Source organism: Streptomyces changchenzhani, from assembly GCF_039766235.1.
Classification (GTDB): domain Bacteria; phylum Actinomycetota; class Actinomycetes; order Streptomycetales; family Streptomycetaceae; genus Streptomyces.
The window spans coordinates 558,777-584,517 of sequence record NZ_JBDHNH010000001.1; the positions used below are offsets into that span (position 1 = coordinate 558,777).

Below are 25,741 nucleotides of genomic sequence, written 5' to 3' on the forward strand. Positions count from 1 at the left end.
GACCAAGTACCGGTTGATTCCCAAGCTCAGAGTGCGGGTTCGATTCCCGTCACCCGCTCCATCAGTTTCCCGAGAAAGCCCCAGGCCATCGGCCCGGGGCTTTGTTGTTGTCTGGTCCGGATCAGGTACCGCGTGCCGGCTCCGTGCCCGATGCCTTTCGCAGCACTGCCCAGTAGCAGGTAGGAGCTTCCTGTCGGGTGGACATGTCCCCAACGTGCACACACGACTTCCAGGACACGGTCGGGCACATCCAGGATTCTGGTTGCATCTCCTGGCAGAGCCAGTCCTCAGGTCGGCATCACAGGTGCGCCAGGTGCACCAGGTGCGCCGGATTCGACCGGTTCGCGACTTCACAGGTGATGGCGTGGGCAGGACGCTTCCCGAAGCTGACACAGCAGCGAGGTGTGAGCCTCCGCCTGAGGGGATCGGCATGGCGAAGTGTGGTGCGCGTACCAAGACGGGTGGTCGTTGTCAGCGGAAGGTGGTGTCAGGCACCTCCCGCTGCCCAGTGCACCAAGGGGCTTGGTCGGCATACGGCGTGGCCCAGCGCAAAGAGAAGGAAGCCAAGGCGAAGAAGCGCGCGATAAGGAAGAGGCGTTAGCCCCGAGGTTTGGTCTGCGGTCCGGCTGCTACGACTCCGCATCAAGCAGCCGTGCTGCTTGATGCGGGTCCATCAGGTTGGACCAGGCTTGTTCGGCGGGGAGCAGGTCGCGTTCCGGGAGGGCGTACTCGGGGTACCAGCCATCGGTCTCGCAGCCGGGGACGTTGCGCAGGATCAGGGTGGTGAGGTCGGCGGGACAGAGCCGGTGATGCGGACGGCAAGATAGGTTTCGTGGCCCTCGTCGGCGCAGACTTGGAGGCCGAGAGTGAAGGTGTCGAAGTCCACCGTGTGTTCCTGGCCGTCGTGGAGGGTGGAGCGGCTGAGTGCCAGGATCGTAGTGCGGAGACGACGCACGAAGCGGACTCCGGCTTCGGCGCGGTAGCGGACGTGGTCCTCGCGGGCGGGGAGTAAGCGGGCAGTGTGCGTTGTGGACTTGAGGGCGTCGGCATTCTCTGCGTTGTAGCGGGCGCGGGCCGTCTTGCCCTCGGATTCGAGGGCTGCGTAGAAGTCGTCGGTGGAGCCGTCTTCGCGACGGCCGGCCGCCACCAGCCACGGGAGGTCGGCGTTCACCCAGACCGCACCGCGCCAGCGCTGCACCTTGACCTTGAACAGCACCTGGTCGTCGATGGCGCGGATGCGTTCGTGTTTGGTGTCACCGGTCGCGGTGAATTGCTCGGCCGCCTTAGCCAGGATCGGGTGGTCGATCTCGTCCAGAGGGTCAGTCACTACCGGGAGCGGAAGTCCAAGATCGTCGAGCAGGCAACGCAAGGTAGGGCGCGCGGGCCGCATGGCGGCGGGTCCGGTCACTCGTCGATACCGCCGACCGCATCGATCTCCTCGGCGGTCAGGCCGGTCAGGAGCATGACGTCCGACTTGAGGGAGCCGTCAAGGACGCTGAGCGCCTCGACCATGCCGGTACGGAGATCTTCGCGCCGCTGGTCGAGGTAGACCCGTACCGCCTCGGCCACCAGGCCCTTCTTGGTCAGGCCGAGGAAATGCGCTCCCTGACTGATCAGTTTGTCCGTCGCCGGGTCCACCTTGAGCGGTGCCTGCCGCGGCGGATTCGAAGCCGTGGTCATCACGCCTCACCTCCAGCTTCACGGTACCTCAGTACCTCAAGGTGGTTGTCTGACGGGGATGCTGGCGAGACCGCCCGCCACCAGCCCCGGACCAGCCCTCCGTGACGGTATCCAAGGGGCAAGGCGGTCACTTCCGGTCAGGCCGCGAGGCGTCCAGATCGACGTACGCGCAGGTCAGAGCGCCACACCCCACCCACGCGGTCCCGGCCGGGCAGCGCTGGCGCGTGGCCCCGGACGGCGCCGCCGTCAAGCTCGGGTCGGCCTCACCGACGGACACCTGCCGGATCAGCCACTTCTCCGTCTGCCCGGGATGCGGCGCCTGAGCCGGGCCCGAACCCTCTGACGATCAGCCACCCGGCCAGCCCCAGCTCCCAGGCGAACACCGGGAGCGCGGCGGCCGCCCCCGCCACGGAGAGCTGCGCGTAGGCCCCGAACATCACGGCGACGGCCGAGGCACAGATCAGCGGGCCGCCGACCAGCCCGAGCACGGCGATGAAGCGCGGCACGAGCCGTGCGCGGTACGCCAGGTACGCAAGCAGGACGGTGTTCAGGCCGAGGGCGATGTTGGGCCCGAGCAGGAACGTCCAGTCGCGCACGGCCGCCAGCGCGACATCGGCGCCGGCCGCCGCCCCCGCGTCCCGCCGCAGAGTGACGAGCGCCAGGACGGCGACGATCCCGAGGGCGATGACGGCCGCCTCCAGCAGCCGCCCGAAGGCGTACCCGAGCGCGAGCCCCTCGCCGTGGCGCCGCAGGACGGGGAACAGCGCCGCCCCGGTACCAGCCACCGCCACCACCAGCACCACCTCGCAGAGCACCCCGAGCAGCGCCCGCGTGTCGGCGCCCTGCGCGAGCCGGCCGTCCGCCGCGCCCAGCAGGGGGCGGTAAAGAACCGCCCCGGCTATCGCGGCGGCCTCGGTCAGCAGGAACAGTGACCCGGCGGCCACCGCGGTTCTCCGGTCCGGACTCATCTTCTCGGTACCCCTCGCTCGCTGATGGTGTACGCCGTACACCTGGCAGCGATCATAGGTGTACGACGTACACTCGTCAAGGAGAGGGCGCTGTCGAGGAGGGAAGGGGCCGAACCGGAATGACCCGGCAGGAAGCCATGCACACGCAACGGATCCCCCTGAACAGGGACCGCGTCCTGCGCGCCGCCGTCGCGCTCGCCGACGCCACCGGCATCGACGCGCTCAGCATGCGCAGGCTCGCGCAGGAGCTGGACGTCGTACCGATGGCCCTCTACAAGCACGTGGCCAACAAGGAGGAGCTGCTCGACGGCATGGCCGACGCCGTCGTCGGCGAGATCGACCCGCCGGCCGCGGGCCCCGACTGGCAGCGCGTGGTCCGCGGGCGGATCCTCTCGGCCCGGCGGGTCCTGCTGCGCCACCTCTGGGCGGCCCGGGTCATCGAGTCGCGGACCGGCCCCACCCCGGCCGTGCTGGCGTACCTGGACTCGATGGCCGGGAGCTTCCGGGACGGCGGCCTCTCCGCCGACCTCACGCACCACGTCATGCACGCGATGGGCAGCCGCCTGCTCGGCTTCAGCCAGGAACTGTTCGACACCTCGGGCCCCTCCGGCCCGCCGGACCCCGGGCTCGCGGCGCGCTACCCGCACATCGCGGAACTGGCCGCGACGGCCGCACACGACGGGGGCTCCACGGTCGGTGGCGGCTGCGACGACCAGTTCGAGTTCGAATTCGCCCTGGACCTCCTCCTGGACAGCTTCGAAAGCCTCCGCCGCCAGGGCTGGACGTCCGCGCGGAAGGCGTAGTGGGTGCGGGGGGCGGGGGCTGATCCAGCGTCGAAGGGGGGAGGGGAAACCAGCCGAGCCGGGGCCAGCGGTTGCGCGCGGGCCCGCGTGCGCTCGGCGCCGTTCCCACGCGGATCCGGCAACACTCAGCTCCCGGGCCGCGCGACGATCCCGGAGAGCAGGTACGTCCCATGCGCACGTCCATCCGTATCGCAAGTGTCCTCACCGGCCTGACCCTCGCGCTCGGTGGCCTGGCCTTCACGGCCCCCGCCGCCCACGCGGACGTCACGGCCTGCATCAACCAGGTCGAGCGGGAGCTGCAGGGCGGGGAGGCCCCGGACTCCATCCGGACGGCGTGTTACGTCGGACTGAGCGGCGGCCACGACGAGTGCGTGTCCGGCCTGACCGCGGGCGGCGCGACCGTCGGGACGCGGTGTCCGCCTGCCGGGTGGCGCCCAAGTGTCCCGGGTCCGTTTCCACCGGAACCCGTCCCGGTGGAGCAACTCAGTCAGCCAGGCCGCCGAGACCCGCGCCCCCCGCTCGGCGGCCAGCCAGTCGCACAACGCGGCGGCTGTCCAGGTCCGGCCCTGCCGGGCGGACTCGTCCAGCAGGGCGGCCAGCGCCTCGCGGTCCTCGCGGGTGACTGAGGCCGGGCGGCCCGGGCGCGGGGCACCCTCCAGCGCGTCGAACCCGCCGGCCGCGAAGCGGTGGACCGAACCCCGCACGGTGACGGCGTTGCATTCGAGCAGGTCAGCCACCTCGGGCACGGTCAGGCCCCGCCCCATCAGCCGTACGCAGTCCAGACGCAGTCCGTACGCAGTCCAGACGTAGTCCAGACGCAGTCTGTACCTCATACCCGAACCACAGCCCGCATCACCGAGACCGCTCAGCTTGTGCGCGGGGAGGCTGCTGGCGGCTCGGATCAGCCCCGCGGGCGCCGCGACTGTATCTCTCCGGGGCTGTCGCTACGCGGCACCCGCCACTGTCAGGACCGCGACCGGCAGGAGAAGAATCCACTGCGGCAGCCGGAGCAGTGGATTCGGCCAGCCGACCGACAGCGTGACGACCAGGAAAGCGACTGCGTACGCTACGAAGTGCGCAGCCACGAACCACGCCATCAGGCCGGTCGCTGACGTATCGTCCGCCAGCGCGAGGTAGACCAAGGCGGCTGCGGAGAGCACCAAGTCGGCGCTCACCATGTGCCACACGGCATGAAGGACGCGCTTGGGTTCGTCTGCGAGTCCGCAGGACAGCAGCGGGCGCACCACATCCCGGTGCCCGCCGACGATGTGCGCTGCGGCCACACCGAACGCGGTGATGCCCGCTGCGAGAAGCCAGCCGTTCATCGGATCTCGATTCCTTTGGCTATGACAGCAGCCAGCCGGTCGGCCAGCTGACGGTCGGGGTGTTCCCCGACCAGACCGACGTGGAAGAACACGGCTCCTGCCAGCGTGTCCAGGACTAGATCCACGGGTGTGTCGGCCGCGATCTCCCCGCGCGCCACGGCACGCTCGAAGACGATCAGCAGCCGCTCCTTCGAGGGGGCCAGGAAGTCGCTGCGGATGCGAGCTTTCAGCACCGGATCGGCGGCGAAGTCAGCGAGCAGCCCCGGGAGCGCCGCTGCAGCAGCAGGTGCGTGGAACTCGTCGACCAGGCCCCGCAGCAGTGCGGTCAGGTCCCCGGCCAGCGTTCCGGTGTCTGGGGTCGGAGCATGGTCGGTGGTCGTGAACACGGCCTCGAAGACCAACTCCGGCTTGCCCCGCCACCGCCGGTAGACCGTGTCCTTGCCGACGCCGGCACGGGCAGCCACCGCCCCGATCGATGTCGCGGCGTAGCCGACCTCGATCACCAGCTCTGTGGCCGCGCTGACGATCGCCTCGTGCGAGCGGGGATCCCTGGGGCGTCCCCTGGAGGACGGAAAGGAGCTCATACCGATTTACGATACGGGTCGACCCGTTTGATAAGCAACCCCGGTCGGCGTCACGAGGACATCACTGCTGCATCCCCGGACTTCGCACGAGGGGCTGTGCCACAACGCGCCAGTAGGGGCGGTAAACAGCGGACACCAAAGGGGCTGACGAAGCAGCCAGGACGAGGTCATCGGCACGCGCTTCCGCAGGTCAGAGGCTATACACGGGACCAAGTACCGAGTGATTCCCAAGCTCAGAGTGCGGGTTCGATTCCCGTCACCCGCTCCATCAGTTTCGCGAGAAAGCCTCAGGCCAGCAGCCCGGGGCTTCTTTGTTGTCTAAACCCATTTGACCTGCTCGAAGGGGTCTTGGCGCGCCGTTCGCGTCCACCGGCGAGCGGTCGCCTCGCAGGGACGGCAGGTCCGGAGCCGGCAGCCGAAACTGAGCCCCGATCCGTTCCTGCAGGACCCTGGACAGCCGGCCGCCGGCTGAGCGCAATGTCCCGCTGCGAGGCTGTCATCTTGCGCAGGGCCCGGAAGCTCACCACATCCACAGGCAGGTCGGCGACCTCTTCTCAGGAAACCCAAGCGCCTCCGCAATGGCCGGGAGCCTCTTCAACCGCATGATCGAACATTCCACCACTGCCTGCAGCGCCGCAGGCCGTTTGACGAGGGCATCGTGTTCCCCACCGAACTCGCCACTGCAGCTTGGCACGTCGGCATCGTGAGGTGTCTGCCTTCATGCACGGTCACAGCCGGGTTCACCCCGACGACTCCTTACGTCCCCGCCGTGATCTTCGGGTTCGGGTCCTGCATGAAGGTAGATCGCTCGCTGGTCTGGCCTTGCCGTAGGGCACGACCGAAGGTTGCAGCGTAGGGGTGAGGGTTGGTGCGGGGGTAGGCATAGGTGAGGACTGCGGGCGGGACACCCGTGAGCGGCAGGTACAGGATGTCCGGATCCGGATGCTGCGCGGCCACCGACACCGGGAGCACGCCGACACCGCGCCGGGCGGCGACGGCGTGAAGGTACTCCTCGGCGTTGGAGGTTTCCGCGCCGATCTCGGGGGTGGCGTCGGCCGGCCAGTCCTGCGGGGCGAGCGTGCCGCTGACGGTGATACCGAGACGGTCGGCGGCCCAGGTGAAGTGCTGTTCCTCAGCAAGGGTGAGAAAATATCGCAAGTGACGCAGCCCGATATCCATGCGGGTAATGCTAGCCAGCTGTGGCTGTCTTCCCAGGTCAGGGTGTTGTGTCGGCATTTACCCCGCGCCGGACAGCACCACGCACCACGGTCAGGTGCAAGGCGAGGGCGACCACGGTGAGTGCACCCGTGTAGTACGGCAGCGCGGCCGGGGAGGCGCCGAGGCCCAGCACAAGGCCGCCGAGCGCGGACCCGATGCCGCTGCCGAGATAGACGGCGGAACTGTTGAGCGAGACGGCGACCGCAGGCTGTTCGGGCTGGGCTGCGATGAGCTGGTGCTGCTGAGGCACCTGTACGGCCCATCCGGCCGCGCCCCAGGCTACGAGCGGGACGACTGCCCAAGCCGCGGCGGCATGAGCGGCGGCGGGCAGGACGAACTGGCTGGCCACGATGAGGACCAGGATGCAGGTGACCGCGGCGAAGGGGCGACGGGTCCGGTCCACGATGGGGCCGATGAGGAGGCTGCCGATGATGCCTCCCGCGCCCCAGGCCCACATGGCCCAGACCGTCTGGTGGGTGTGGGCGGCGTCGACGAGGAACTCAGCGAGGTAGGTGTACAGGCCAAGGCTGGCGATGCCGCCGAGCAGCGAGACGGTGACGATGCCGGCGACCCGGCCGCTGGCAAGGGCGCGCACCCGCTGGCCCAGCGGAGGCGGAGGACTCACCTCGATCTTCGGCAGCCACACGATGCCGATCAGAGCGACCACGCCCAGCGCGGTGATCAGCCACAGCGTGCCGCGCCACCCGATGTGCGAGGCGAGGAGCATGCCGACCGGGACGCCGATGACGGTGCCGATGCTCAATCCGCCCATGACGGTGGCGAGAGCGCGACCTCGCCGTTCCGGAGTGGTGAGGCCCGCTGCCGTGGCGGCGGCTACGGGAGAGTACACGCCCGCACCGATGCCTGCCACCGCGCGGGCGATCAGGAGGACCGCAAGCGTGGGGGCGAGGGCGGTCAGCGCGTTGCCGATCGTGAAGACCACCAGCGCCACGCCGAGGACCACCTTCGCCGACCGTTTGGCCAGGAGGGTGGCGAAGACCGGCCCACCCAGCACGTAGGCGTCCACTCCCAGCGCGAACGTGCCCAGCGCCAACAGTGGGATGAACTTGCCGCGACCGTCGCGCGTCTTCGGAGTGGCTGTTGTCTGTGTGGCGCTCATCCGAGGCGCTCCAAGTCCGTTTCGGCGGTGACCTGCCGACCGTTGGGGAAGTAGCTGGCCGGTCCGGTCAACTGGCCCGTCTGTTCAATCTCGTTGAGCAGGCGCTGTAGCCGTACGGACTCCTCGATACCGGCGAACGGCACGACAAGCCGCTGTCGGTTGTGCGCGAAACGTACGGAGTCCGCGACGATGCGACGCAGCCCGACGATGGTGTCGAGGCCTTCGGGAACGGGATCGTGGCGTGTGTCCACCTCGCAGAGCGTCTGTCGCCTTCGGGTACGCATTCGCGTGACGATTGATTTCTACGAACGACCGGTACTGGCCGCCGCGTCTCAGCTCGTCAAGCTTTTTCGCCAGAAAACTTTCGCATATTCCCCCGCCTTGCAACTAACATGCGTCTTTGATTGCATGCAACCTGTAAACGAGTGAATTACATACGGCGGACACCCTTCCCGCAAGCCCGTCGCCTGCATCTCTTATGCATCCGCTGTATGCCCGCAGGCCATCGCGGTGAGCGGCGATGCATGAGAGGCCAGTCACACTGCCGAGGATGAATTCGTAGGTTACGGCGTGCTCGCGTCGGTAGGCAGCGCGCGTTAGGCAGTGGGCGCTGTGCATCGTGAAAACTGCACGTCAGGTGGTCTGGTGTGGGTAGGGAGGGGAGGCCCGTGCTGGTCGCGGGAGGGTGTCTTGCATCAAGATCGCGACGAGCCTGAACCACCCCACCGGAAACGTGGAACCCAGCGCCCACCCAATGCGACGATCGGGCCACCGGCCTGCCCACACGCCCCAACACCCGCCACAACAAACGAAGAAGAGCCCGTCAGCAAGCTGACGGGCTCCCGCGAGAGATCGAAGCTAACCTGCCATCAGGTCAGATCGTCGGTGTGTCATCGACGACCGCCTTGTGTGGTTCGACAATGAACTTCCAGCCATCGCTGGGCTCCAGGAATCGCACTCGGGTCGGGTAGATGTCCAAGGCGCGGCGGTCACGGTTCTGGCTGCTCGTGTTCTTCCGCCCCCGGGCCGGCTCCTCGAACAGGTCGACCTTGACATCCGGCACCGCGACGACTTCCTCGCTCCAGCGCTGAACGATCCCCGCGCCGAAGGCGTCCCGGGCCGCGGAGTAGAGCGACTCCAGAGATTCCTTGTTCCCGTTGGGCACGAAGAGGGCGAGATTCAGGAGGATGCCGGCACTCTGGAGAACCTCAATTTCTTCCCCTGCCTTGTCGGCAACCCAGATCCCGCGCTCTTCGGCATTGTCCGGGAGAACGTGGATTTCCTGACCGAAGATCGTCCTCGCGGTGAAGGACCCTCCCTCGAAACTCTTACCCGGCTCCACAAGGAAAGCCGGGGCGTAGCAGTCGAGAGGAAGCCCATCCATCTCTGCCGAGACGAAGATTCCATCCTGGAGGCCCAACTCCGAAATCTCTCCGGTCGCAAGACGTCGAGCCGTAACCTTCTCGGTATTCACGCCATTCCCCTTTTTTCGTGGCGTCCTATTAATTGATTAGGACTATATCACGGATACGAACAGCCAGTTCCCTTTACGCACGCCTTCGCGCTCACGATACTACAGTCAACTCTCCGGGAAATTTCTTCCGGCAGAACAGCAGGCGAATCCGCTGAGAGACGGCGGATTGCTGGACTGGGCAATGCCTTGTGCGGGTTTGGTCTATCTCTTGGTTCAGGTAGGTACCGCGGTTGTACGGCTCGGGAAGCTCCGTGTTGTGGGCGCTTGGCGCCGGAGCCATATTGTTGATCAGGAATTTCGACGCATACCAACAGGTGCGGAAGTGCCGGGATGGCACGAGCGCAAAAGCCGGGCTTCATGCCCGATGCCTCTTGCATTTATTCTTCGCATGGTTGAGCTTTGTGATCACCGGGTGGGCAGCTCAAGTTGGTGGCTGACTTCGGCGATGAATAACTGGTCCTGGGCTGAAGCGCAGCAGACGGTCTGGCCCGCCTGCTCCCTTCATCCTGCATGACAGTCCCAGCCACGGTGTCTTGAGAGGCGCGCCCACAAGTGCCAGCAGCCGTCGGACGACCCCTTGCGTAAGCAATGCCAGCCACCTGTCCTGCCCTGAACAGAAGAGCACACAGCTTCCCGATGCACGGAAGCACTGGCGCCACCTCTGCCGCCGCATTCGTGCCCCGGCCGGGCCCTTCAGGACAGCGAACAGCGGTCAATAGAGGTTCGATGACGTCCAACCGACGAGGGCCACGGGCAGACATCTATGCAGGTCAAAGGCGGAGGAGCGCGCAAGCGCCGTTGATTCCCAAGCTCAGAGTGCGGGTTCGATTCGGTGCGCCCTTCTCGCCCACGAAGAGCAGACCGTTCGGGCCGTTCTCCGCGTACCAGTCGAGATGGTGCCGCAGCTCCATGTGAAGGAAGTCCGGCAGGACGACGTAACGCTTACCCGCCTCCGACTTCGTGTCGCCCTCGGCACGCTTTCCGTACTCAGCTCCGGCGCTGCCTTCCTGACCCGAATCGTCATGGAGTCCAAGTTTCACGTCATTGTTCACGTCCTTGCGCCTCGAACCGGCTTGCTTCTCCGGGCGCATCGGACCGGACTCCTTTCCAGCGCCTCTGATCCGGCACGGGTTCCGGCGGATCAGTTCATCGCGCCCCGGCACCCGGCCCTGCTTGCCACGGCGGCCTCGGGCAGCACGGTCAATCCGGTCAATCCGGGGAATCGACGCTCAGGCGAACCCGCGTGATGTCGCGCAGTCGCCTGATGAGGGTTTGAGGGCGAGGGTGAACCAGAGGGTCTTGCCGCCGGGGTGGGGGTGGGTGCCCCAGGTGTCGGCGAGGGCGGCCACCAGGGCCAGGCCGCGTCCGTCCTCGGCGTCGGGGCCGGCGTGCCGTGGATGGGGTAGGCGGGGGCTGCGGTCGGTGACTTCGACGGTGAGTTCGGCTTCGGCGTGGTACAGGTGCAGGCCGATGGGGCCGCGGGCGTGGCGGACGGCGTTGGTGAGGAGTTCGGAGGTGAGCAGGCGGGCGGCCTCGACGGTCTCTTCGGAGCAGTGCCATTGGTGCAGGGTGGTGGTGAGGAAGCGGCGGCCGGTGGCGACTGCCCGGGGGTGGGCGTCCAGTTCGGTGCTGGCGCTGGCCAGGGGAGTGGTGGCGGGCAGGTGGACGAGGAGCAGGGTCACGTCGTCGTCGTGGGTGTCGGCGTCGGGCAGCAGCGTGTCCAGGACGTGGTCGGCAGCCGACTCCAGCGAGGGGGTGGTGGTGAGGGCGCTCTGCAGGGCGTCGGTCAGGGCTTCGATCCGGGTGTCGATATCGGTGTCGGGCTGCTCCACCAGGCCGTCGGTGTACAGGGCGAGGGTGGTACCGGCGGTCAGGAGGTGGGTGGTCTGCCGGTGGGGGAAGCCGCCGACGCCCAGGGGCACGCTGACCAGGGTGGGCAGTGGACGGAGTGGGGTGCCGGGGGCGCCGAGCAGGACGGGCAGGTGCCCGGCCGAGCAGGCGGTCACTTCGCCCTGGTCCGGGTCCAGGATCAGGTAGCAGCAGGTGACGAGCTGGTCGGGCAGGTCACCGACGAAGGCGTCCAGGGCGTGCATGAGGTGCTCGGGGGTCATGCCGGTCTTGGCCAGTGCGTGGGCGGCGGCGCGGAGTTGGCCCATGACGGCGGCGGCCTCCAGGCCGCGGCCCATCACGTCGCCGACGACGATCCCGGTGCGGTTCGCGTCGAGGGGGATGAGGTCGAACCAGTCGCCGCCGACGCCGGAGCCCTGGGCGGAGGCCAGGTAGCGGTGGGCGGTGGCCAGTTGGGGGAGGGGGGGCGGGACGCCCATGAGGCTGCGCTGGAGGGTGAGGGCGATGTGTCGCTGCTGTTCGTATAGGGTCCGGCGCTCGGCTTCGGCCTGTTTGCGGTCGGTGATGTCGCGGGCGCTGGTGGTGGAGGCCAGGACGGTGCCGTCGGGGCCGCGGATCGGCGACAGGGTGAGTTCGACGTCGATCAGGCGGCCGTCTTTGGTGAGGCGGACGGTCTCGAAGTGTTCGATGCGCTCCGCCTGCCGTAGTCGTTCCAGGAGTGCGGTGACCTCCTGCTCGCGCTCGGGCGGGGTGAGCAGGGCCACGTGCCGGCCGATGGCCTCGGTCGCGGTGTAGCCGTACAGGCGCTCGGCTGCGGTGTTCCAGTAGGTGATCAGGCCCTGGGGGGTCTGGGTGAATATGGCGTCCTGGCAGGTTTCCACCATCGCGGCCAGCTCGCGCAGGCGCTGTTCGGCCTGCTGGCGGTCGGTGACGTCGCGGATGGCGGCGGAGATCAGCAGTCCGTCCTCGGTCCCCACCGGGCTGAGGCTGATCTCGACGGGAAACTCGCCGCCGTCCTTGCGCCGCCCTTTGAGGTCCAGTCCGGCCCCCATCGGCCGGACCTGGGGGAACTGCAGGTAGGCGCGCTGGTGGGCCGCGTGGCCTGCGCGCAGCCGCTCGGGTACGAGCAGGGTGACCGGCTGGCCGACCAGTTCGCCGCGGGGATAGCCGAACATTTGCTCGGCCTGCCGGTTGACCAGCACGATGGTGCTGTCGCCGTCGGTGATGACCATCGCGTCGGGGGCCGCTTCCAGCAGTCCGCGGAAGCGTCGGTGCAGCCGGTCGTTCTCGCGCTGGGCGGTGATGCGGGCGGTGACGTCGGTGGCGATGCCGCCGACCGCGTACGGGACGCCGGAGGAGTCGGTGAGCGGGAACAGGGCCGTGAGGTAGTGGTGCGGGCCGTCCTGATGCGCGATGAGGTGCTCGCGCTGCAGGGCGCAGCCGGCCGCCTGGGCGGCCTGCTCGGCCGCGTGGGTCTCCTCTGCTGCAGGGCGCGGCAGCAGATCCTCGTCGCGGGCCCCGAGCACCCGGTCCCGGTCGGCCTGGAAGACCTGCTCGAAACGGGTATTGACGGCCAGATAGCGCCCGTTGAGGTCCTTCATGAAGATGACCGCCGGGCTGTGGTCCATGAACGCCTGCAACTGGGCGTACTGTCCGGCTTTCTGCTCGGCGTGGGCCCGCGCGGTCTCGACCCGGCCGCCGACGGCCAGCGCCCAGAAACCGACCACGCTGAACGCACACACGTTGCCGGTGACCAGCATGGCCACCCCCAGCCGGTTGTCGTACAGCCCCGCGTCCTGGCCGGCCAGGTGCGCCCAGCCCAGCCCCGGGGGCACCACGAAGGTCGCGCCCAGTATCCAGCGGCCCAGCGTCCCGGTCGTCCCGGCATTGGTCAGCAGACCGGCCAGGGCCGCCCCCGGGCGGGCCAGAAACGTTCCGGCACCCAGCAGGGCCAGCGCCAGGGCGGTGTGCAGGGCCATCCCGGTGTACTGACCGATCTGCGCCAGCTCCGGTACCCGGTAGACGAACCCGTACAGGCGCAGCAGACCGATCAGCAGTACGGCCAGGGCCAGGCCCTGCCCGATGCCCACGGTGCGCGGGCGGCGTCCGCCGGCCGCGAGCTGGGCCAGGCCCGCCAGGAGCAGCCCCAGCGCGGTGTTGGGCGCCATCCGGCCGGGCGCGGCGGTGGCCACCGCGGCGGTGTCGTCGCGGAACAACGCCTCGTCGATGAACAGGTCGGCGCCGGTGGCGTACTGCAGGAGCGTCAGAGCCCCGATCCCCGCCGCCGCAGCGGCGGCGCCTCGTGCGGCCCGCCGCGACCACGGTGTCATATGCTTCGCGGCGCCCAGGTGGAGGGCGATGGCGAGCAGCAGCAGGGCCAGCGCGGCATTCGGCTTCATCGAGGCGGACTGTCCCGGCAGCACACTCTTGAGGACGCTGCTGTCCAGCAGCCAGCCCAGCAGCCCCGTGCAGGCCAGGGCGGCACTCAGCGCGGCAGCCCCTTGTGCGCCGCCGCGGGCCACGGCCACCGCCCGCGCGCTGGACGGCAGTTCCCCCAGCGGCCCGCCGTCTGCCCCCGATGGGTACGGGGGTCGCGCCGGCCCGGTGGCGGGGCCGGGCTCCTGCGTGGGTCCTGTGGTCCGGCGGCCTGTCCAACCCAACATCAGTCTCACCACGGATTCGTTGGTTTCGGCAACTCCGGACGGCTTCGGCCCGTACATGCGCCAGCGTCCCGATCGGTTGGGCGCCGCAGGTCTCCCACCCTCACCCCATCCGAACTCACCGTGCATACGCAGGAGCTCCCTGATGGCGAGATTCGGCTGCTCACGGTAGTTGGCACCGGGAGCGGCCGGACGGACATCCGACAACCCATGACATCAGGCGAAAACGGGTGTAAGAGTGGGTCGGAATCCGCCCGCGCAGGCCGTCGTGACGGAACCGGTCCCGCAGCCCTAATAACTCTGGCTGATCCGTCACCGGCTCAACTCCCCGCTCCGCCCTGCCGGCCGGCGGGAAACGTACCCGGGAACGTCATGTCGCCTTCCTCGTCCGGGAACAACCATGGCGGCGGGCATGGCGGCGGCCGCGGCCACCACGCTGCGGCTGCCGGTGAGCAGCGTGGTGCTCGTGATCCTGCTGCTCGGCAGCTCCGCCATGATGCCCATCGTGATCCTGGCGGCGGTGATCGCCTTCATCGTCAGCGAGCGGCTGCCTGCCGGGTCGGCCATGGCGTAGCGAACGTCGGCGAGGACCCCGCCCGGGAGTCGGCCGGGGTCCTCGTAGCCCATTCGAGCGGAGCCGGTCACCCCTTGTTGGCCGCCGCGGGAAGCGGGTCGGGAACTACACGCTGACCGGCCCCATCGGGGACATCGACCTCGCGCCCGGCGCCCCGCAGGTGCTGGTCAACGGCGCGCAGCGGAACGCTTACGCGGACGGGAAGTTCGCCGCCGCGGGCGCGTACCCCTCGGGGCAGCACGCCGACATCGCGCCGAACGGACTGATCGCGCAGGCCACCGGCGCCCAGGTGGCGATCTTCCGGCCCGGCGCCACCAAGCCGGTCCGTCCGTACGCCACCAGCGCGACCGGCACGGGGCTCTCGTCCGTCCGGGAGCTGCCGCCAGGCCTTCTTGTTCGAGCACTCAGCTTCGCTGATCGGGCAGGGCGCGACCCAAGCGACCCACTGGCCGGGATCCTCCACCGCCCACTCCGCCAGGTCCAAGTAGAGAGCCCACACCTGGCCTTTGATGGCGATCGCGTTCCTGCGTGGCTCTGTGGCCTCGCGGAAGGAGCCGTTCGGCAGGCGCTTTCGGACGATCTTCGTGACCAGACGGGCCTTCCACGCGGTGATCACCTCGGCTGGCAGTCGCAGGCAGTCGCAGGGAGTCGACGCCCGGCGTGGCGCAATCAGGAGCGATCAGTGGCGATCAGGAGCAACCTGGCGCGCGAGCCGGTGGGCGCGTCGCGGAAGTGGGTAGTGACCAGGGGCCGAGAGCCCCGACACCCTGGAGTGGGAAGTGCCAACGTTCGACATCACCGTCGCAAGCGCCGACGACATGGGCCTGCTGCGAGACTGGGCCGACGCCGAGGGCTGGAATCCGGGGCATGCCGACGGCCCCGCGTTCTTCGCCACCGACCCGCAGGGCTTCCTGATCGGACGCCTCGACGGCGAGCCCGCCGGGTGCATCTCGGTCGTACGTTACGGCGCCGCCTTCGGCTTCCTGGGTTTCTACATCATCCGCCCGCCCCTGCGCGGCCGGGGCTATGGCATCCAGCTCTGGCGGGCGGGCACGGAGCGGCTCGCGGGGCGCAATGTCGGGCTCGACGGTGTGATCGACCAGCAGCCCAACTACCGTAAATCCGGATTTAATTCGGCCTGGAACAACATCCGATACGAAGGCACGCCGACCGGCGACGTCGCACTGCCGGACGGGGTCACCCTGGTCGACGCCCGCACGCTGCCCTTCGACCGGCTCGCCGCGTACGACCGCCGCTTCTTCCCGACCGCGCGGGACGGTTTCCTGGCGTCCTGGATCACCGCACCGCGACGCACCGCCCTGGCCGCGCTGCACGACGGAGAGCTGCGGGGCTTCGCCGTGCGGCGTGACTGCGCCGCGGCCTCGCGCATCGGGCCGCTCTACGCGGCCTCCCCCGAGGTGGCCGCCGCTCTGGTGGGCGCGCTCGCGGCGACCACGCCCGGCGAGCCGGTGGCGATCGACGTGCCCGACGTCAATACGGCGGCGGTGCGACTGGTGGAAAGGCTCGGCCTGGCGCCGTCGTTCGAGACCGCTCGCATGTACACGGGGCCGGCTCCGGAGATCGACCGGGCTGGCCTGTTCGGCGTCACCAGTCTCGAACTGGGATAGCTGCGGGGCGACTTCAGGACCTGGTGCTCCCGCCCGGCCACTCGGGGCGCGGCATGTTCGCCCCACTTCCCCGTGGGTGAGCGGCACTTCCCCCTGCGTGCGCGGGCGTTGGCATTGGCGTAAGCGCGGGCGCGCCGCCCAGCCGTCCCCGTCGAAGCGACCGGGCGCGCTGCTCAGCGGCGTCGGTCGAAGCGGGCCGCGATCAGTTCAGGTACGTGGCCAGTTCCGCGGGGGTCCTGAGGTCGGGTCCCGGGGCGATCTCCCGCAGGCCGAGGGCCCTCAGCGGCGCGGTGGCGGCCAGTTCCCGGCCCAGCGCCACCGCCTCCGCCATCTTCCGCCGGTCCAACGGGTGTTCAAGCAGGCCAAGTTCCAGTCGTGGCGGGAGGTCGGGGTCGGTGCCGGCCAGGCGGAGCGTGCGCGAGGTCAACGAGCGGCTGCTCGGCGACCGGCGGGTCGACCTGTCCATGCTTCCCATGGCCGACGGAGTCACTCTCGCCCGTAAACGCTGACGAACGTAAACGCCGACAAGCCCGTGCCGAACGGCCGAACGGCCGTTGCGAGCGCATTTCTGAGAGTCCGAAAGGCGCTCCTGACGGGTACTGAAAACGACGCTACCTTTCTCCCGACGCGCAAGGGGGGAAATATGTCGTTGAATGTTTCAGCATTACGGAAGAAGTTCGTGGCCGAAATATCCGGCACTCCGCGTGATCTTCTCAGCGAGCGCGGTGGCCATTACTTGCAGAAAGCCCTTGCGGCCCACGCGGTTCTGGTGATCCGTGGTCTGGAGCTCGATCCGGCGGAACACCTCGCGCTGACCCGCTTCCTGGGTCAGCCCGAGTCCGTCACCGACCTGCTCAACCAGCACGCGGACAGCGACAACATCCTCGTCGTGGACAACTCCCGGGAAACGCCGGTGGTGGGCAACCAGTGCTGGCATTCGGACCGTTCGTTCCTGACCCGCCCGACGCGCTACACGCTTCTGCGCGCCACCGTGGTGCCGGACCGCGGTGGCGACACGCTGTTCGCCGACATGACCGGGGCCTACGCGCAGGCTCCGCCGGCCTGGCGGGAATCGCTGTGCACCGCCGCGGGAGTGCACACGTACGACAGGATCGCCCTCCTGCGTTCCGTGATCCATCGGCGACCCGTCCAATCGGGGTACGCCGATAAATTTCCGGCTGTACGTCATCCGCTGGTGCGAGTTCATCCGGAAAGCGGAGATCCGGCCTTTTATCTCAATGAGTTGTGCGTCACGGACATTGAAGCGCCCGATGGCGCCGTCATCGGAATTCCGTTGGAAAAGCTCAACGCGTATGCCACGGAAGAGCGTTTTGTTCACCGTCACCGATGGCAGGCCGGTGACCTGCTCATCTGGGACAACGCCCGGGTCATGCACCGTGCCGACGACTTGCCCCCCGGCCTGGCCCGCGTCCTGCACCGCACCACCACGTCCGGCTGCCGCCCCCGGTTCGCCCGGCACCTCGGCGCCACCGCGGGCAGATGAGCCGGATCGGCCGACCACCGCACCGCCGCACCACCGCGAGCCGACGTGCTGCCGTGCTGCCGTGCTGCCGTGCTGCCGCGAGCCGATCGCTCCGCCGCGAGCCGGCCGTGGCGCCGGGTGCCGATCCCACCGCGCCGCCGGGACCGGCGCCCGCCGATGCCCCCACCGGCGGCGCACGGGACCGCCCCCGCGCCCTCCCTGCCTCCGACCGAGAGGAACCTGAACCCGATGCACCGCACCAGAGCAGCCGCGAACCATGTCCTCGCCTGGCGCGAGCCCGTCAGCCGCCACCTGCCCGAAGGCCCCGTCACGCTGCTCGACGTCGGCGCGGGCACCGGCGTATTCGCCACCGCGTTCGCCGACTGGTTCGATCCCCCCGCCGGTACCCCCGGCGGCTCCCCCGGCGATTCCCCCGTCGGCATCCTCGCCGTGGAACCCTCCGCCGCGGGCCGCGCCGAAGTCCCCCTCCACCCGCGTATCCGCGTCATCGACGGCCACCCCGAAGCCCTCCCTCTCCCGGCCGCCTGCGCCGACCTCGCCTGGCTCTCCCGCATCACCCACCGGACCCGCGACCTCGGCACGCTGGCCCGGGAGCTGCACCGCACCATGCGCCCCGGCGCACCCCTGCTGATCCGCGAAGTCTTCCCCGAACGCTGCGCACGGCGCCCGCTGGTGCGGTTCTTCCCCGAGTGCAGGCGGGTCATCAACGCCTACCCGACCCTGGAGCGCACCCGCGCCGCCTTCGCCGCGGCCGGATTCCGGGACCGCGCGCTGCACCCGGTCGCCGAGTGGGCCGCCGCCGACCTCGCGCACTTCACCGGCGGGTTACGACGCGGCAGCAACGCCCTGCTGCGCGGGCTGAGCGACGAGGAGTACGCCCGCGGCCTGTGCCGCCTGCGCGGCGCCGCCCCGGAGACTCCGGTCCTGGACCACATCGACCTGCTGGTCCTGACCCGCTGAGTCAACTCGGTCGACCCGCCACGCGTTGACCCGCCCAAGCCCGCCCAAGCCCGCCCCCGACCGGTGCGGCGCCTGCGGCACGTGCGGCACGTGCGACGTTCCGGGTAACCCGGTGGAGGGGACTTGCCCGGAGTACGGCTACGAACCCGCGCACCCGGGGGACGAGTGGCTCATGCCTGCCACGCGCCCCGTCCCGCGCGCGGTGCGCCGGGGCGTGCTGATGGCGCTGCTGGTGCTCACCGCGGTCTTCGCCATGGCGCTGTCCGCGGGCGGGTCCGGCGCCGGAGCGGTGGAGGCGAGGACGCTGTCCGCCGCCGAGGGTGTGGGCGGCGGCGGGGCGGGGGAGAGCCAGCCGTTGGACACCGCCGACAGTGAACTGCGGGCGCCGGGCGGGAGCGCCAGGAGCCGGAAGGTGCGGGCACGGGTACGCAACGCCGCGCGCCCCTGTCCACGTACGCCATCGGGGTCGTCCGTCCGCGCCACCACCGGCCCGGCTCCCGTACCGCCGCGCACCGCCCGGTGTGCGGTCCTTCACCGCACGGTCCTGCACTGCGTGGTCCTTCGCTGCTGAGCGGGCCCGGCACGCCCTCGCACGCCCCCGCGCGTGCCGAAAGCCACCACGGCCCCGCACGGACACGCCCCCGCGTGCCGCGGTCGGCCGTCACGGCAACGCCCCCCGACCGTACGCAGCGAAGGAAGTTCCGTATGCCCATCGACCCGTACGCCGCCCTGAACGCCATGGTGCGCGCCGAAGTGGCCCGCTCCCACGAGCCCGTCCCGGACAAGCCCGGCGAGCGGCGCCCCCGCGACGACGGCGACGCGACCCCGGAGGGACCGCCGGCCTGCGACGCGACCGCGACCGGAAACCGCGACTGATAGTTTCTACATAGCTGTAGAAGTAGTAGAAGTAAGCGCTGTCCGCGCCGGGCCACGTGCGGCGCGGACAGCCACCACACATACGCCTGCACACAAACGCCTGCACACATACGGAGTTGAGCTTCATGGCCCTGTGGGACCGCTTCAAGGAATCCGCCGCGACGATGCAGACCCAGCTCGAAGCGAAGAAGAACGACCTCAAGAGCGGCTCGTTCCGTGACGCGAGCATGGCCATGTGCGCCCTGGTCGCCGCCGCCGACGGCACCATCGACGCAGCCGAGCGCCAGCGCGTCGCTCAACTCATCGCCACCAACGACGTGTTGAAGAACTTCCCGGCCGACGACCTGCAGCGTCGCTTCAACGCTTACCTGGACAAGCTCACCGCCGACTTCGCGTTCGGAAAGGTCAGCGTCCTCCAGGACGTCGCCAAGGCGAAGAAGAAGCCCGCCGAGGCCCGCGCGGTCATCCAGATCGGCATCATCATCGGCGGCGCCGACGGCGACTTCGACAAGACCGAGCAGGCGCTCGTACGGGAGGCCTGTTTCACGCTGGACCTGCCGCCGCACGAGTTCGACCTCTAGGCAAGGCCGGGGGCGGTGGCGCCCGGCCCTCCCGCCGCGCCACCGCCCGGTTCCGGCCGGCCCCTCACCGGCCGAAAGCACCCTGGAGCCGCCCCCACAGGCGCGGAGTACGGTAACGGATACGCAAAGAAGCCGGTCGGTTTGTGCGTTTTCGGCCGCCGCGCCCGGAAAGCCGCATGTCCCAAGGCCGGGTGAGCCGGGAGGCAGTCCATGGGTACGCGCCGCACCACGTTGCCGGGCGTCGGCACGCAGTACGACTTCATTACCGACGGCGGGCAGCACATCTCCGTCGTCGTGCACCACGACGGCCGGCGCTTCATCGGCTTCTACGACCGCGACGACCCGGACGCGTGCAAGCTCTCCGTACCGCTGTCGCCCGAAGAGGCCACCGCGCTGGCGCACCTCATCGACACCGCGCCCATCGACGCCGTACGCACGGACGGCATCGACCTGGTGACCGAGCACATCCAGCTCGGCAGCAAGTCGCCGTACGCCGGAGGGGTCCTCGGGGACACCAAGGCGCGCACCCGTACCGGCGCCTCGATCGTCGCCGTGCTGCGGCGGACCGTCGCGCAGCCGTCGCCGGGCCCCGACTTCCGGCTGGCCATCGGGGACACCCTGGTCGTCGTGGGCACCCGCGAGGGCGTCGACGCCCTCGCCGAGATCATCGCGGGAGGCTGACGGTGCACGACAGCACGACGCTGCTGATCGAGCTCGGCTCGGTCATCCTCGCCCTGGGGCTGATAGGCAGGCTGGCCGGCCGGGTGGGCCTCTCCCCCATCCCGCTCTACCTGCTGGCCGGACTCGCCTTCGGGCACGGCGGGCTGCTGCCGCTCGCCGCGAGCGAGGACTTCGTCGCCGTCGGCGCGGAGATCGGCGTCATCCTGCTGCTGCTTCTGCTCGGCCTGGAGTACAGCGCGTCCGAGCTGGTCACCAGCCTCAGGACGCAATACCCGTCGGGCGCGGTCGACTTCGTGCTCAACGCCACCCCCGGCGCCGTCGCCGCCCTGATCCTCGGCTGGGGCCCGGTCGGCGCCGTCGCACTGGCCGGCGTCACCTGGATCTCCTCGTCCGGCGTCATCGCGAAGGTCCTCACCGACCTCGGCCGCCTCGGCAACCGTGAGACCCCGGTGGTCCTGGGCGTCCTCGTCATGGAAGACCTCTCCATGGCGGTGTACCTCCCCCTGCTCACCGCGCTCCTCGCGGGCGTCGGCCTGGCGGGCGGCAGCGTGGCACTGCTCATCTCCCTCGGCGCGGTCGGCCTGGTCCTGTACGTCGCCCTGCGGCACGGCCGCCTGATCAGCCGGGCGGTCTCCTCCGACAACCCCGAGATGCTGCTCCTCGTCGTACTCGGTCTGACCGTGCTGGTGGCCGGTGTCGCCCAGCAGCTCCAGGTGTCGGCGGCGGTGGGCGCGTTCCTGGTGGGCATCGCCCTGTCCGGCGAGGTCGCGGAGGGCGCGCGCAAGCTGCTGACGCCGCTGCGGGACCTGTTCGCAGCCGTCTTCTTCGTCTTCTTCGGCCTGTCCACCGACCCGGCCGACATCCCGCCGGTCCTGCTGCCCGCCCTGCTCCTGGCGGTCGTCACCACCTTCACCAAGATCCTGACCGGCTGGTACGCGGCCCGCCGGGCCGGCATCGGCTCGCGCGGCCGGCTGCGCGCGGGCGGGGCGCTCGTGGCGCGCGGCGAATTCTCGATCGTCATCGCGGGCCTCGCGGTGGCCGTCGAACCCCGCATCGGCCCCCTGGCCACGGCGTACGTGCTCATCCTGGTCATCCTGGGGCCGCTCGCAGCGCGCTGGACGGAGCCGCTGGTGACGCGGATGCGCGGCGGCAGGGCGAAGCCGGCACCCGCCGGAACACCGCCGCCCGCCGGTCATGAGGAGATCACTCCGACGACCTCGACGAGCGGGCCGCAGCAGGGCGCCTAGTCAGCCACGGGGCCGGTTTACGGGGTTATCCAAGTCCGGTGGTTGTGCGTATGGTTGACGTTGCAGGCCTCCGGTTCGGTACGCACATATCGGGCACCGGGGGTCTGCATTCGTGTGCGGAGCGCGCACCCGGGCGACCTCGCGAGCCACCGCACGGACCACCTCACGGTCCACGTCACTGGCGTACGAAACCCGAGGTCGGGGGCTGGTTCGGCGCCCTCAGCCCTTAGGGTTCCGGCATGTCCGAACACTTGGCCCCCGACCGAACGGCCGGCCTCCCGGCGCCTTCGACGACGTCCGGGCGGGACCGAGCACGCAAGGCCCTGAGGGCCGCCGCCCCCGCCCTCCTCTGGTACGCGGCGGCCCGGCTGACCGGGATGCTGATCCTCGCCGTAGCGACACATCTGACCGGCAAGGACGCGCTCCACCTCCTGAGCAACCGGTGGGATTCGGTCTGGTACCAGCGGGTCGCGGCCGACTGGTACGGCTACGAGGTCCGCCTGCCCGACGGCAGCGTCCATGCCGACCTGGCGTTCTTCCCGCTCCTGCCGGCCCTGGAGCGGGGCCTGTCCGAAGCCCTGCACATCGGCCTCGCGACCGCCGGGCTGACCGTCGCCTGGACGGCGTCCCTGGTCGCGGCCTGGGGCATCTACGCGGTCGGCGCCCGGCTGCGCGACCACCGCACCGGGGTGATCCTGGCGGTGCTGTGGGGGGTGTACCCGACCGCCTTCGTCCAGTCCATGGCGTACACGGAAACCCTGTTCACCGCCGCCGCGGCCTGGCTGCTCTACTGCGCCCTCACCGACCGGTGGATCATCGCCGGAACCCTCGCGACGGTGGCCGGTCTCACCCGCCCCTCGGCGGCGGCCCTGATCGCCGCGCTCGGCATCACGGCGGTGGTGACGCTGGTACGGGACCTCCGCGCACCGGCGCCCCTCGGCCAGGTCCTGCGCCTGCGGTGGCGCATGATCGCGGGCACGCTGCTGGCCCCGTTGGGCTGGCTCGGATACGTAGCGTTCGTCGGCATCCGCCGACAGGACCCCTTCGCGTACTTCACCATCCAGGGCGACTGGGGCAACCACATCGACGGCGGGGCGGCGCTGGCGGGCTTCCTCTGGAAGAACCTCACCGGCCCTGTGCCCCTGGCCGGCCTCGGCCTCTGCGCGGCGATGGCGCTGCTGGCCTGGGTGGTGTGGCTGTGCGTACGCCAGCGCCAGCCCCTGCCGGTCCTCGCCTACACGATCGCCCTGGTCATGCTCTCCCTCATCGGCGCCGCCTACTTCGGCTCCCGCCCCCGCCTGATGATGCCCGCGTTCCCCCTACTGCTCCCGGCGGCGGTGGCCCTCGCCCGTTGGCGCCCGGTACGGGCCCGCTGGACCCTGGCCGCGCTCGCGGTGGCGTCGGGCGCGTACGGGACGATCACGCTGCTGGGGTCGGGCCCGCCGTAGGAGCGCGCCGTGGTTACGCGCGTACGGCGCCGGGTGCCTGGAGGTCGAAGGTGACATGGCCGTGTCGGGTGCCGTTGATCTGGAGCTCGACCGCGTGCTCGCCGGGGTAGTAGCGGCGAGTGGTGACCTCGCGGAACGAGTGGGCGCGGGAGATGTCGAGGGTCTCGTCCGCACCCAGCGATTTGGTGGCGAGCTTGAAGGTCTTGGTGCTCTGCTGCCCGTTCGCGCGCAGATGGTGGACGACGTAATCAATGGCCAACTGCACAGGCTGCGCAGCGGTGTTGGTGACATTCGCGGTGAAGTGAAGAGTGCCCCCGTACGGAACGACATCCTCGGCCAGGGTGGGCCCGCTGATGTCGAGAGCCGGGTCCGGCGCGAACCCCATCAACGCGAGCGCACCGGGGTTCCCCTGCTTGATCAGCGAGCGCAACGCGTGCCGGACGAGACGCGAGGTGTTCTCGTCCGGGGCGGCGAGCCAGGCCCCGGCGGTCTCGACGACGAGGTCGGGGTGGTTCCTGCTGAGGTCGTTGAGGTGGTTGGCCACGGAACGGCGTACGTATTCGCTGGTGTCGCGGTAGAGGTCGTCGAGGATCGGCAGGGTGGCACGCGGCTCGGCCAGCAGCGCGGGCACCCGTGTGGCCCAGGGCAGGAACGGCCGCGTCCCCTCACTCGCGAGCCGACGTACGTCGTGGTCCGCATGCCGGGTCCACCCGCCGACCCGCTTCAGGGCACGCCGGTGATCGTGGCGCAGCAGGGGCCGCAGGGCGAACTCGGAGGTGAGCCGCCCGGTCAGCTCGGCGAGCAGGTCGAGCGCGTCATCGAAGGCCGCGTCGGTCCCCTCGCCGATGCCCTTGTGCGCGACGGCGCTGGTCACCGGCCAGATCAGCCACCCGGTGAACGAGGGCTCGCCGAGCGCGGCGGCCCGGACGGTGGCGGCGAAGTCGGCGTACGACCCGGGCAGGTCCTCCAGAAGCGCGTCCCGGAGCAGGTCCGACCGCTCCCGCAAGGGCAGCGGCCCGAGGCTACGGGCGGCGGACCGCAGCGCCGGGAACTTGGCCTTGGGCGCGACGGACCGCAGCGCGTGGAGCAGGGTGTCCGCGGTGGCGGGGCCGATGAGTTGGTCGGCGAAGGGCATGGGGGCTCCGGAATTCGTTGACGACTGCGGGCGCATGCGGGGCGGGCGTACTGCCGAGCTTGCACCAGGTGACGGCCGGGGGCGAAGGCCGTGGGTTCCTGGAGGTGTCACACCCAGGGAGGTCAACGGCTGAGCCGTCCAGGAGGTGGAGGTAACCACGATCGCGGGGGTCGCGGGGGATGCCGGGCCCGCCGCCGCTGACCTCCCCCGGCCAACTCCGGTGCACCGCACAGGAATGGTCTTGCAGATCAGGTTTCGTGTGGAGTCTTCTTGGCGAAGTACTTCGACCATGGGCTTATCACCGGTTGCCGGTCATCCTGCTGTCGCTGTTTTCCGTGAGCCCCGAGGCGGGCGGTCCGTCCCGGTGCTGGGCCCGCGGGTCGATGCTGAGGCGAAGCGCACCGCGCGCGTGCTGGCCGGGTTGGCGACCCATGCCAGACCTGTCGAGCGGACCGTCGCGCTGCGGCAGGCCGCCGCGGTTGCTGGTGAGTTGGTGGCCGCGCTGTCGGCTCTGGCTCCGGCCGTGGCCGGTGAGGGACTGCCGGCGGAGTCGACCAGTCAGTCCTTCTTCCGGGTCCGTGAGGTGGAGCTGTCGGATCAGCAGGCCGCCCTGCACGGTGTCCTGGTCGTCCACCGCGGTCTGGAAGATCTGTGTGAGGCTCCACTGTCGGGTGCCGACCTGGCGCTGGAGGCGGCCGGGATGCGGCAGTCGGTGCTCGACCTCACCGGCGCAGCGCCGGGCGCCGCCCCTGACTCCGTACCGCCGGTGGCCGTCCCCGAGCCTGCTGCGGGGTCGTCGTTGGAGAGTGTGTGGAGTGCTCGGTGGCTCATCGGGCACCAGGTCCATGTCCTGTTCAACGTCTGCGCCGCGGTCGCCGTGGCCGACGCCACCCGCCATCTGCGGCACGGTGACGGCGATGCCGCTCTGCTGCGGCTGGCAGATGCGACGGTGTACGTGCGGGGCTTCCCGGCGGCCATGATCCACGCCAGTACGGTCCCGGCCGACTACTACATGGCGGCGATACGCCACACCATGGCGCCTCCGTCGGTGGACGTCCCGTTGAGCGGGCGCCAGCATCGCGGATACAAGCTGTTCCGGGCGGCAATGAAGGACCTGCTGTCGGTGCTTCCCGACTCCTACGAGCACCTGGCGGCCCGCGCCCCGGAGCTGGCCGAGGCACGGGCCGCTCTCCTGGAAGCCGACATCGTGGACGGTGAACGGCACGTCACCCTGGCGTACTCGATGGTGCATCTGCGTCGTTCCATCGCTCAGAAATCTGAAGGCCCCGACAACGCCGTCGCCGAACTACGGCTCATGCGCCATCGCCGCGCGGCCCAGTACGCCTCCCTGATCCGGTTCGGGGACCACTACATCGCCGACGCCGTGGCCGGCCTGCGCCACTCGTGAGTCCGTGCGTCCGCCGCCC

At 69.8% G+C, this 25,741-nt stretch carries 27 protein-coding genes and 1 pseudogene; 13 read left to right on the top strand and 15 right to left on the bottom strand.

Annotated features, from left to right (window positions below):
• Positions 1 to 775: 775 nt before the first annotated feature.
• Positions 776 to 1,327 (bottom strand): hypothetical protein, encoded by a 552-nt coding sequence (locus tag ABCR94_RS02745; protein WP_347117329.1) that lies wholly within the window; start codon positions 1,325 to 1,327, stop codon positions 776 to 778.
• A 77-nt stretch (positions 1,328 to 1,404) separates the two neighbouring features.
• Positions 1,405 to 1,680: a hypothetical protein gene (locus ABCR94_RS02750; RefSeq protein ID WP_347117330.1), complete on the bottom strand. Its 276-nt coding sequence runs from the start codon at positions 1,678 to 1,680 to the stop codon at positions 1,405 to 1,407.
• A 101-nt stretch (positions 1,681 to 1,781) separates the two neighbouring features.
• Here ABCR94_RS02750 and ABCR94_RS02755 point away from each other — a divergent pair, with 101 nt between their 5' ends.
• Entirely contained in the window at positions 1,782 to 2,003 is a 222-nt protein-coding gene (locus ABCR94_RS02755) for a DUF6083 domain-containing protein (RefSeq protein WP_347117331.1), read from the top strand.
• Here the strand turns inward: ABCR94_RS02755 and ABCR94_RS02760 are convergent.
• Positions 1,944 to 2,648 carry a DUF4386 domain-containing protein gene (locus tag ABCR94_RS02760; protein ID WP_347117332.1) on the bottom strand — a complete coding sequence of 235 codons (705 nt, stop codon included), beginning with the start codon at positions 2,646 to 2,648 and terminating at the stop codon, positions 1,944 to 1,946. The two genes, ABCR94_RS02755 and ABCR94_RS02760, sit on opposite strands and share 60 nt — an antisense overlap.
• A 119-nt stretch (positions 2,649 to 2,767) precedes the next feature.
• On the opposite strand from ABCR94_RS02760, the gene ABCR94_RS02765 reads away from it, so the two are divergent.
• On the top strand, positions 2,768 to 3,451 hold the full coding sequence (locus tag ABCR94_RS02765) for a TetR family transcriptional regulator (protein WP_347117333.1): 684 nt from the start codon (positions 2,768 to 2,770) through the stop codon (positions 3,449 to 3,451).
• Between the two features lie 125 nt (positions 3,452 to 3,576).
• Here ABCR94_RS02765 and ABCR94_RS02770 read toward each other — a convergent pair whose 3' ends face one another.
• The 9 genes and pseudogenes from ABCR94_RS02770 to ABCR94_RS02815 form a co-directional block, all read right to left on the bottom strand.
• Positions 3,577 to 4,284, bottom strand: a complete 708-nt coding sequence (locus ABCR94_RS02770) for a helix-turn-helix domain-containing protein (protein ID WP_347117334.1) — start codon at positions 4,282 to 4,284, stop codon at positions 3,577 to 3,579.
• A gap of 111 nt (positions 4,285 to 4,395) precedes the next feature.
• Positions 4,396 to 4,776 carry a hypothetical protein gene (locus ABCR94_RS02775; RefSeq protein WP_347117335.1) on the bottom strand — a complete coding sequence of 127 codons (381 nt, stop codon included), beginning with the start codon at positions 4,774 to 4,776 and terminating at the stop codon, positions 4,396 to 4,398.
• Entirely contained in the window at positions 4,773 to 5,360 is a 588-nt protein-coding gene (locus ABCR94_RS02780) for a TetR/AcrR family transcriptional regulator (protein WP_347117336.1), read from the bottom strand. The genes ABCR94_RS02775 and ABCR94_RS02780 overlap by 4 nt, the downstream gene beginning before the upstream one ends.
• A gap of 756 nt (positions 5,361 to 6,116) precedes the next feature.
• Positions 6,117 to 6,539, bottom strand: a complete 423-nt coding sequence (locus tag ABCR94_RS02785) for a LysR family transcriptional regulator (protein WP_521976037.1) — start codon at positions 6,537 to 6,539, stop codon at positions 6,117 to 6,119.
• 37 nt (positions 6,540 to 6,576) lie between these two features.
• On the bottom strand, positions 6,577 to 7,698 hold the full coding sequence (locus ABCR94_RS02795; RefSeq protein WP_347117337.1) for an MFS transporter: 1,122 nt from the start codon (positions 7,696 to 7,698) through the stop codon (positions 6,577 to 6,579).
• Entirely contained in the window at positions 7,695 to 7,949 is a 255-nt protein-coding gene (locus ABCR94_RS02800) for a hypothetical protein (RefSeq protein ID WP_347117338.1), read from the bottom strand. The genes ABCR94_RS02795 and ABCR94_RS02800 overlap by 4 nt, the downstream gene beginning before the upstream one ends.
• A gap of 623 nt (positions 7,950 to 8,572) precedes the next feature.
• Positions 8,573 to 9,172, bottom strand: a complete 600-nt coding sequence (locus ABCR94_RS02805; RefSeq protein ID WP_347117339.1) for a hypothetical protein — start codon at positions 9,170 to 9,172, stop codon at positions 8,573 to 8,575.
• An 815-nt stretch (positions 9,173 to 9,987) separates the two neighbouring features.
• Positions 9,988 to 10,323 (bottom strand): annotated as a pseudogene (locus tag ABCR94_RS02810) (site-specific integrase); the annotation flags it as partial.
• A gap of 78 nt (positions 10,324 to 10,401) precedes the next feature.
• Complete coding sequence (locus ABCR94_RS02815; protein WP_347117340.1) at positions 10,402 to 13,548, bottom strand: PAS domain S-box protein; 3,147 nt, start codon at positions 13,546 to 13,548, stop codon at positions 10,402 to 10,404.
• A gap of 439 nt (positions 13,549 to 13,987) precedes the next feature.
• Between ABCR94_RS02815 and ABCR94_RS02820 the strand changes: the two genes are divergently transcribed.
• Positions 13,988 to 14,254 (top strand): chloride channel protein, encoded by a 267-nt coding sequence (locus ABCR94_RS02820; protein ID WP_347118434.1) that lies wholly within the window; start codon positions 13,988 to 13,990, stop codon positions 14,252 to 14,254.
• A gap of 67 nt (positions 14,255 to 14,321) precedes the next feature.
• Here ABCR94_RS02820 and ABCR94_RS02825 read toward each other — a convergent pair whose 3' ends face one another.
• The gene (locus ABCR94_RS02825) at positions 14,322 to 14,870 is read right to left on the bottom strand and encodes a hypothetical protein (protein WP_347117341.1); all 549 of its coding nucleotides are present in this window, start codon (positions 14,868 to 14,870) and stop codon (positions 14,322 to 14,324) included.
• Between the two features lie 163 nt (positions 14,871 to 15,033).
• On the opposite strand from ABCR94_RS02825, the gene ABCR94_RS02830 reads away from it, so the two are divergent.
• On the top strand, positions 15,034 to 15,882 hold the full coding sequence (locus ABCR94_RS02830; protein ID WP_347117342.1) for a GNAT family N-acetyltransferase: 849 nt from the start codon (positions 15,034 to 15,036) through the stop codon (positions 15,880 to 15,882).
• Between the two features lie 202 nt (positions 15,883 to 16,084).
• Here the strand turns inward: ABCR94_RS02830 and ABCR94_RS02835 are convergent, their stop codons facing one another.
• Positions 16,085 to 16,309 (bottom strand): GMC oxidoreductase, encoded by a 225-nt coding sequence (locus ABCR94_RS02835; RefSeq protein WP_347117343.1) that lies wholly within the window; start codon positions 16,307 to 16,309, stop codon positions 16,085 to 16,087.
• A gap of 216 nt (positions 16,310 to 16,525) precedes the next feature.
• Between ABCR94_RS02835 and ABCR94_RS02840 the strand changes: the two genes are divergently transcribed.
• The 8 genes from ABCR94_RS02840 (at position 16,526) to ABCR94_RS02875 (ending at position 23,179) form a co-directional block, all read left to right on the top strand.
• Positions 16,526 to 17,386, top strand: coding sequence for a TauD/TfdA dioxygenase family protein (locus ABCR94_RS02840; RefSeq protein WP_347117344.1), 861 nt, complete (start codon positions 16,526 to 16,528; stop codon positions 17,384 to 17,386).
• A gap of 228 nt (positions 17,387 to 17,614) precedes the next feature.
• Positions 17,615 to 18,346 carry a class I SAM-dependent methyltransferase gene (locus ABCR94_RS02845; protein ID WP_347117345.1) on the top strand — a complete coding sequence of 244 codons (732 nt, stop codon included), beginning with the start codon at positions 17,615 to 17,617 and terminating at the stop codon, positions 18,344 to 18,346.
• Between the two features lie 172 nt (positions 18,347 to 18,518).
• A complete protein-coding gene (locus ABCR94_RS02850) occupies positions 18,519 to 18,917 on the top strand; it encodes a hypothetical protein (protein WP_347117346.1) in 399 nt (132 codons plus the stop codon).
• A gap of 134 nt (positions 18,918 to 19,051) precedes the next feature.
• Positions 19,052 to 19,222 (top strand): hypothetical protein, encoded by a 171-nt coding sequence (locus ABCR94_RS02855; protein ID WP_347117347.1) that lies wholly within the window; start codon positions 19,052 to 19,054, stop codon positions 19,220 to 19,222.
• Positions 19,223 to 19,347: 125 nt separating this feature from the next.
• A complete protein-coding gene (locus tag ABCR94_RS02860) occupies positions 19,348 to 19,803 on the top strand; it encodes a tellurite resistance TerB family protein (RefSeq protein ID WP_347117348.1) in 456 nt (151 codons plus the stop codon).
• 210 nt (positions 19,804 to 20,013) lie between these two features.
• Positions 20,014 to 20,484, top strand: coding sequence for a cation:proton antiporter regulatory subunit (locus ABCR94_RS02865; protein ID WP_347117349.1), 471 nt, complete (start codon positions 20,014 to 20,016; stop codon positions 20,482 to 20,484).
• Positions 20,485 to 20,486: 2 nt separating this feature from the next.
• Positions 20,487 to 21,731 (top strand): cation:proton antiporter, encoded by a 1,245-nt coding sequence (locus ABCR94_RS02870; protein ID WP_347117350.1) that lies wholly within the window; start codon positions 20,487 to 20,489, stop codon positions 21,729 to 21,731.
• A gap of 239 nt (positions 21,732 to 21,970) precedes the next feature.
• Entirely contained in the window at positions 21,971 to 23,179 is a 1,209-nt protein-coding gene (locus ABCR94_RS02875) for a putative hexosyltransferase (RefSeq protein WP_347117351.1), read from the top strand.
• 13 nt (positions 23,180 to 23,192) lie between these two features.
• On the opposite strand, the gene ABCR94_RS02880 is transcribed toward ABCR94_RS02875, so the two are convergent.
• Positions 23,193 to 24,314, bottom strand: a complete 1,122-nt coding sequence (locus tag ABCR94_RS02880; protein WP_347117352.1) for a DNA alkylation repair protein — start codon at positions 24,312 to 24,314, stop codon at positions 23,193 to 23,195.
• A gap of 364 nt (positions 24,315 to 24,678) precedes the next feature.
• Here ABCR94_RS02880 and ABCR94_RS02885 point away from each other — a divergent pair, with 364 nt between their 5' ends.
• Positions 24,679 to 25,722, top strand: a complete 1,044-nt coding sequence (locus ABCR94_RS02885) for a 3-methyl-L-tyrosine peroxygenase-related protein (protein ID WP_347117353.1) — start codon at positions 24,679 to 24,681, stop codon at positions 25,720 to 25,722.
• Positions 25,723 to 25,741 lie beyond the last annotated feature (19 nt).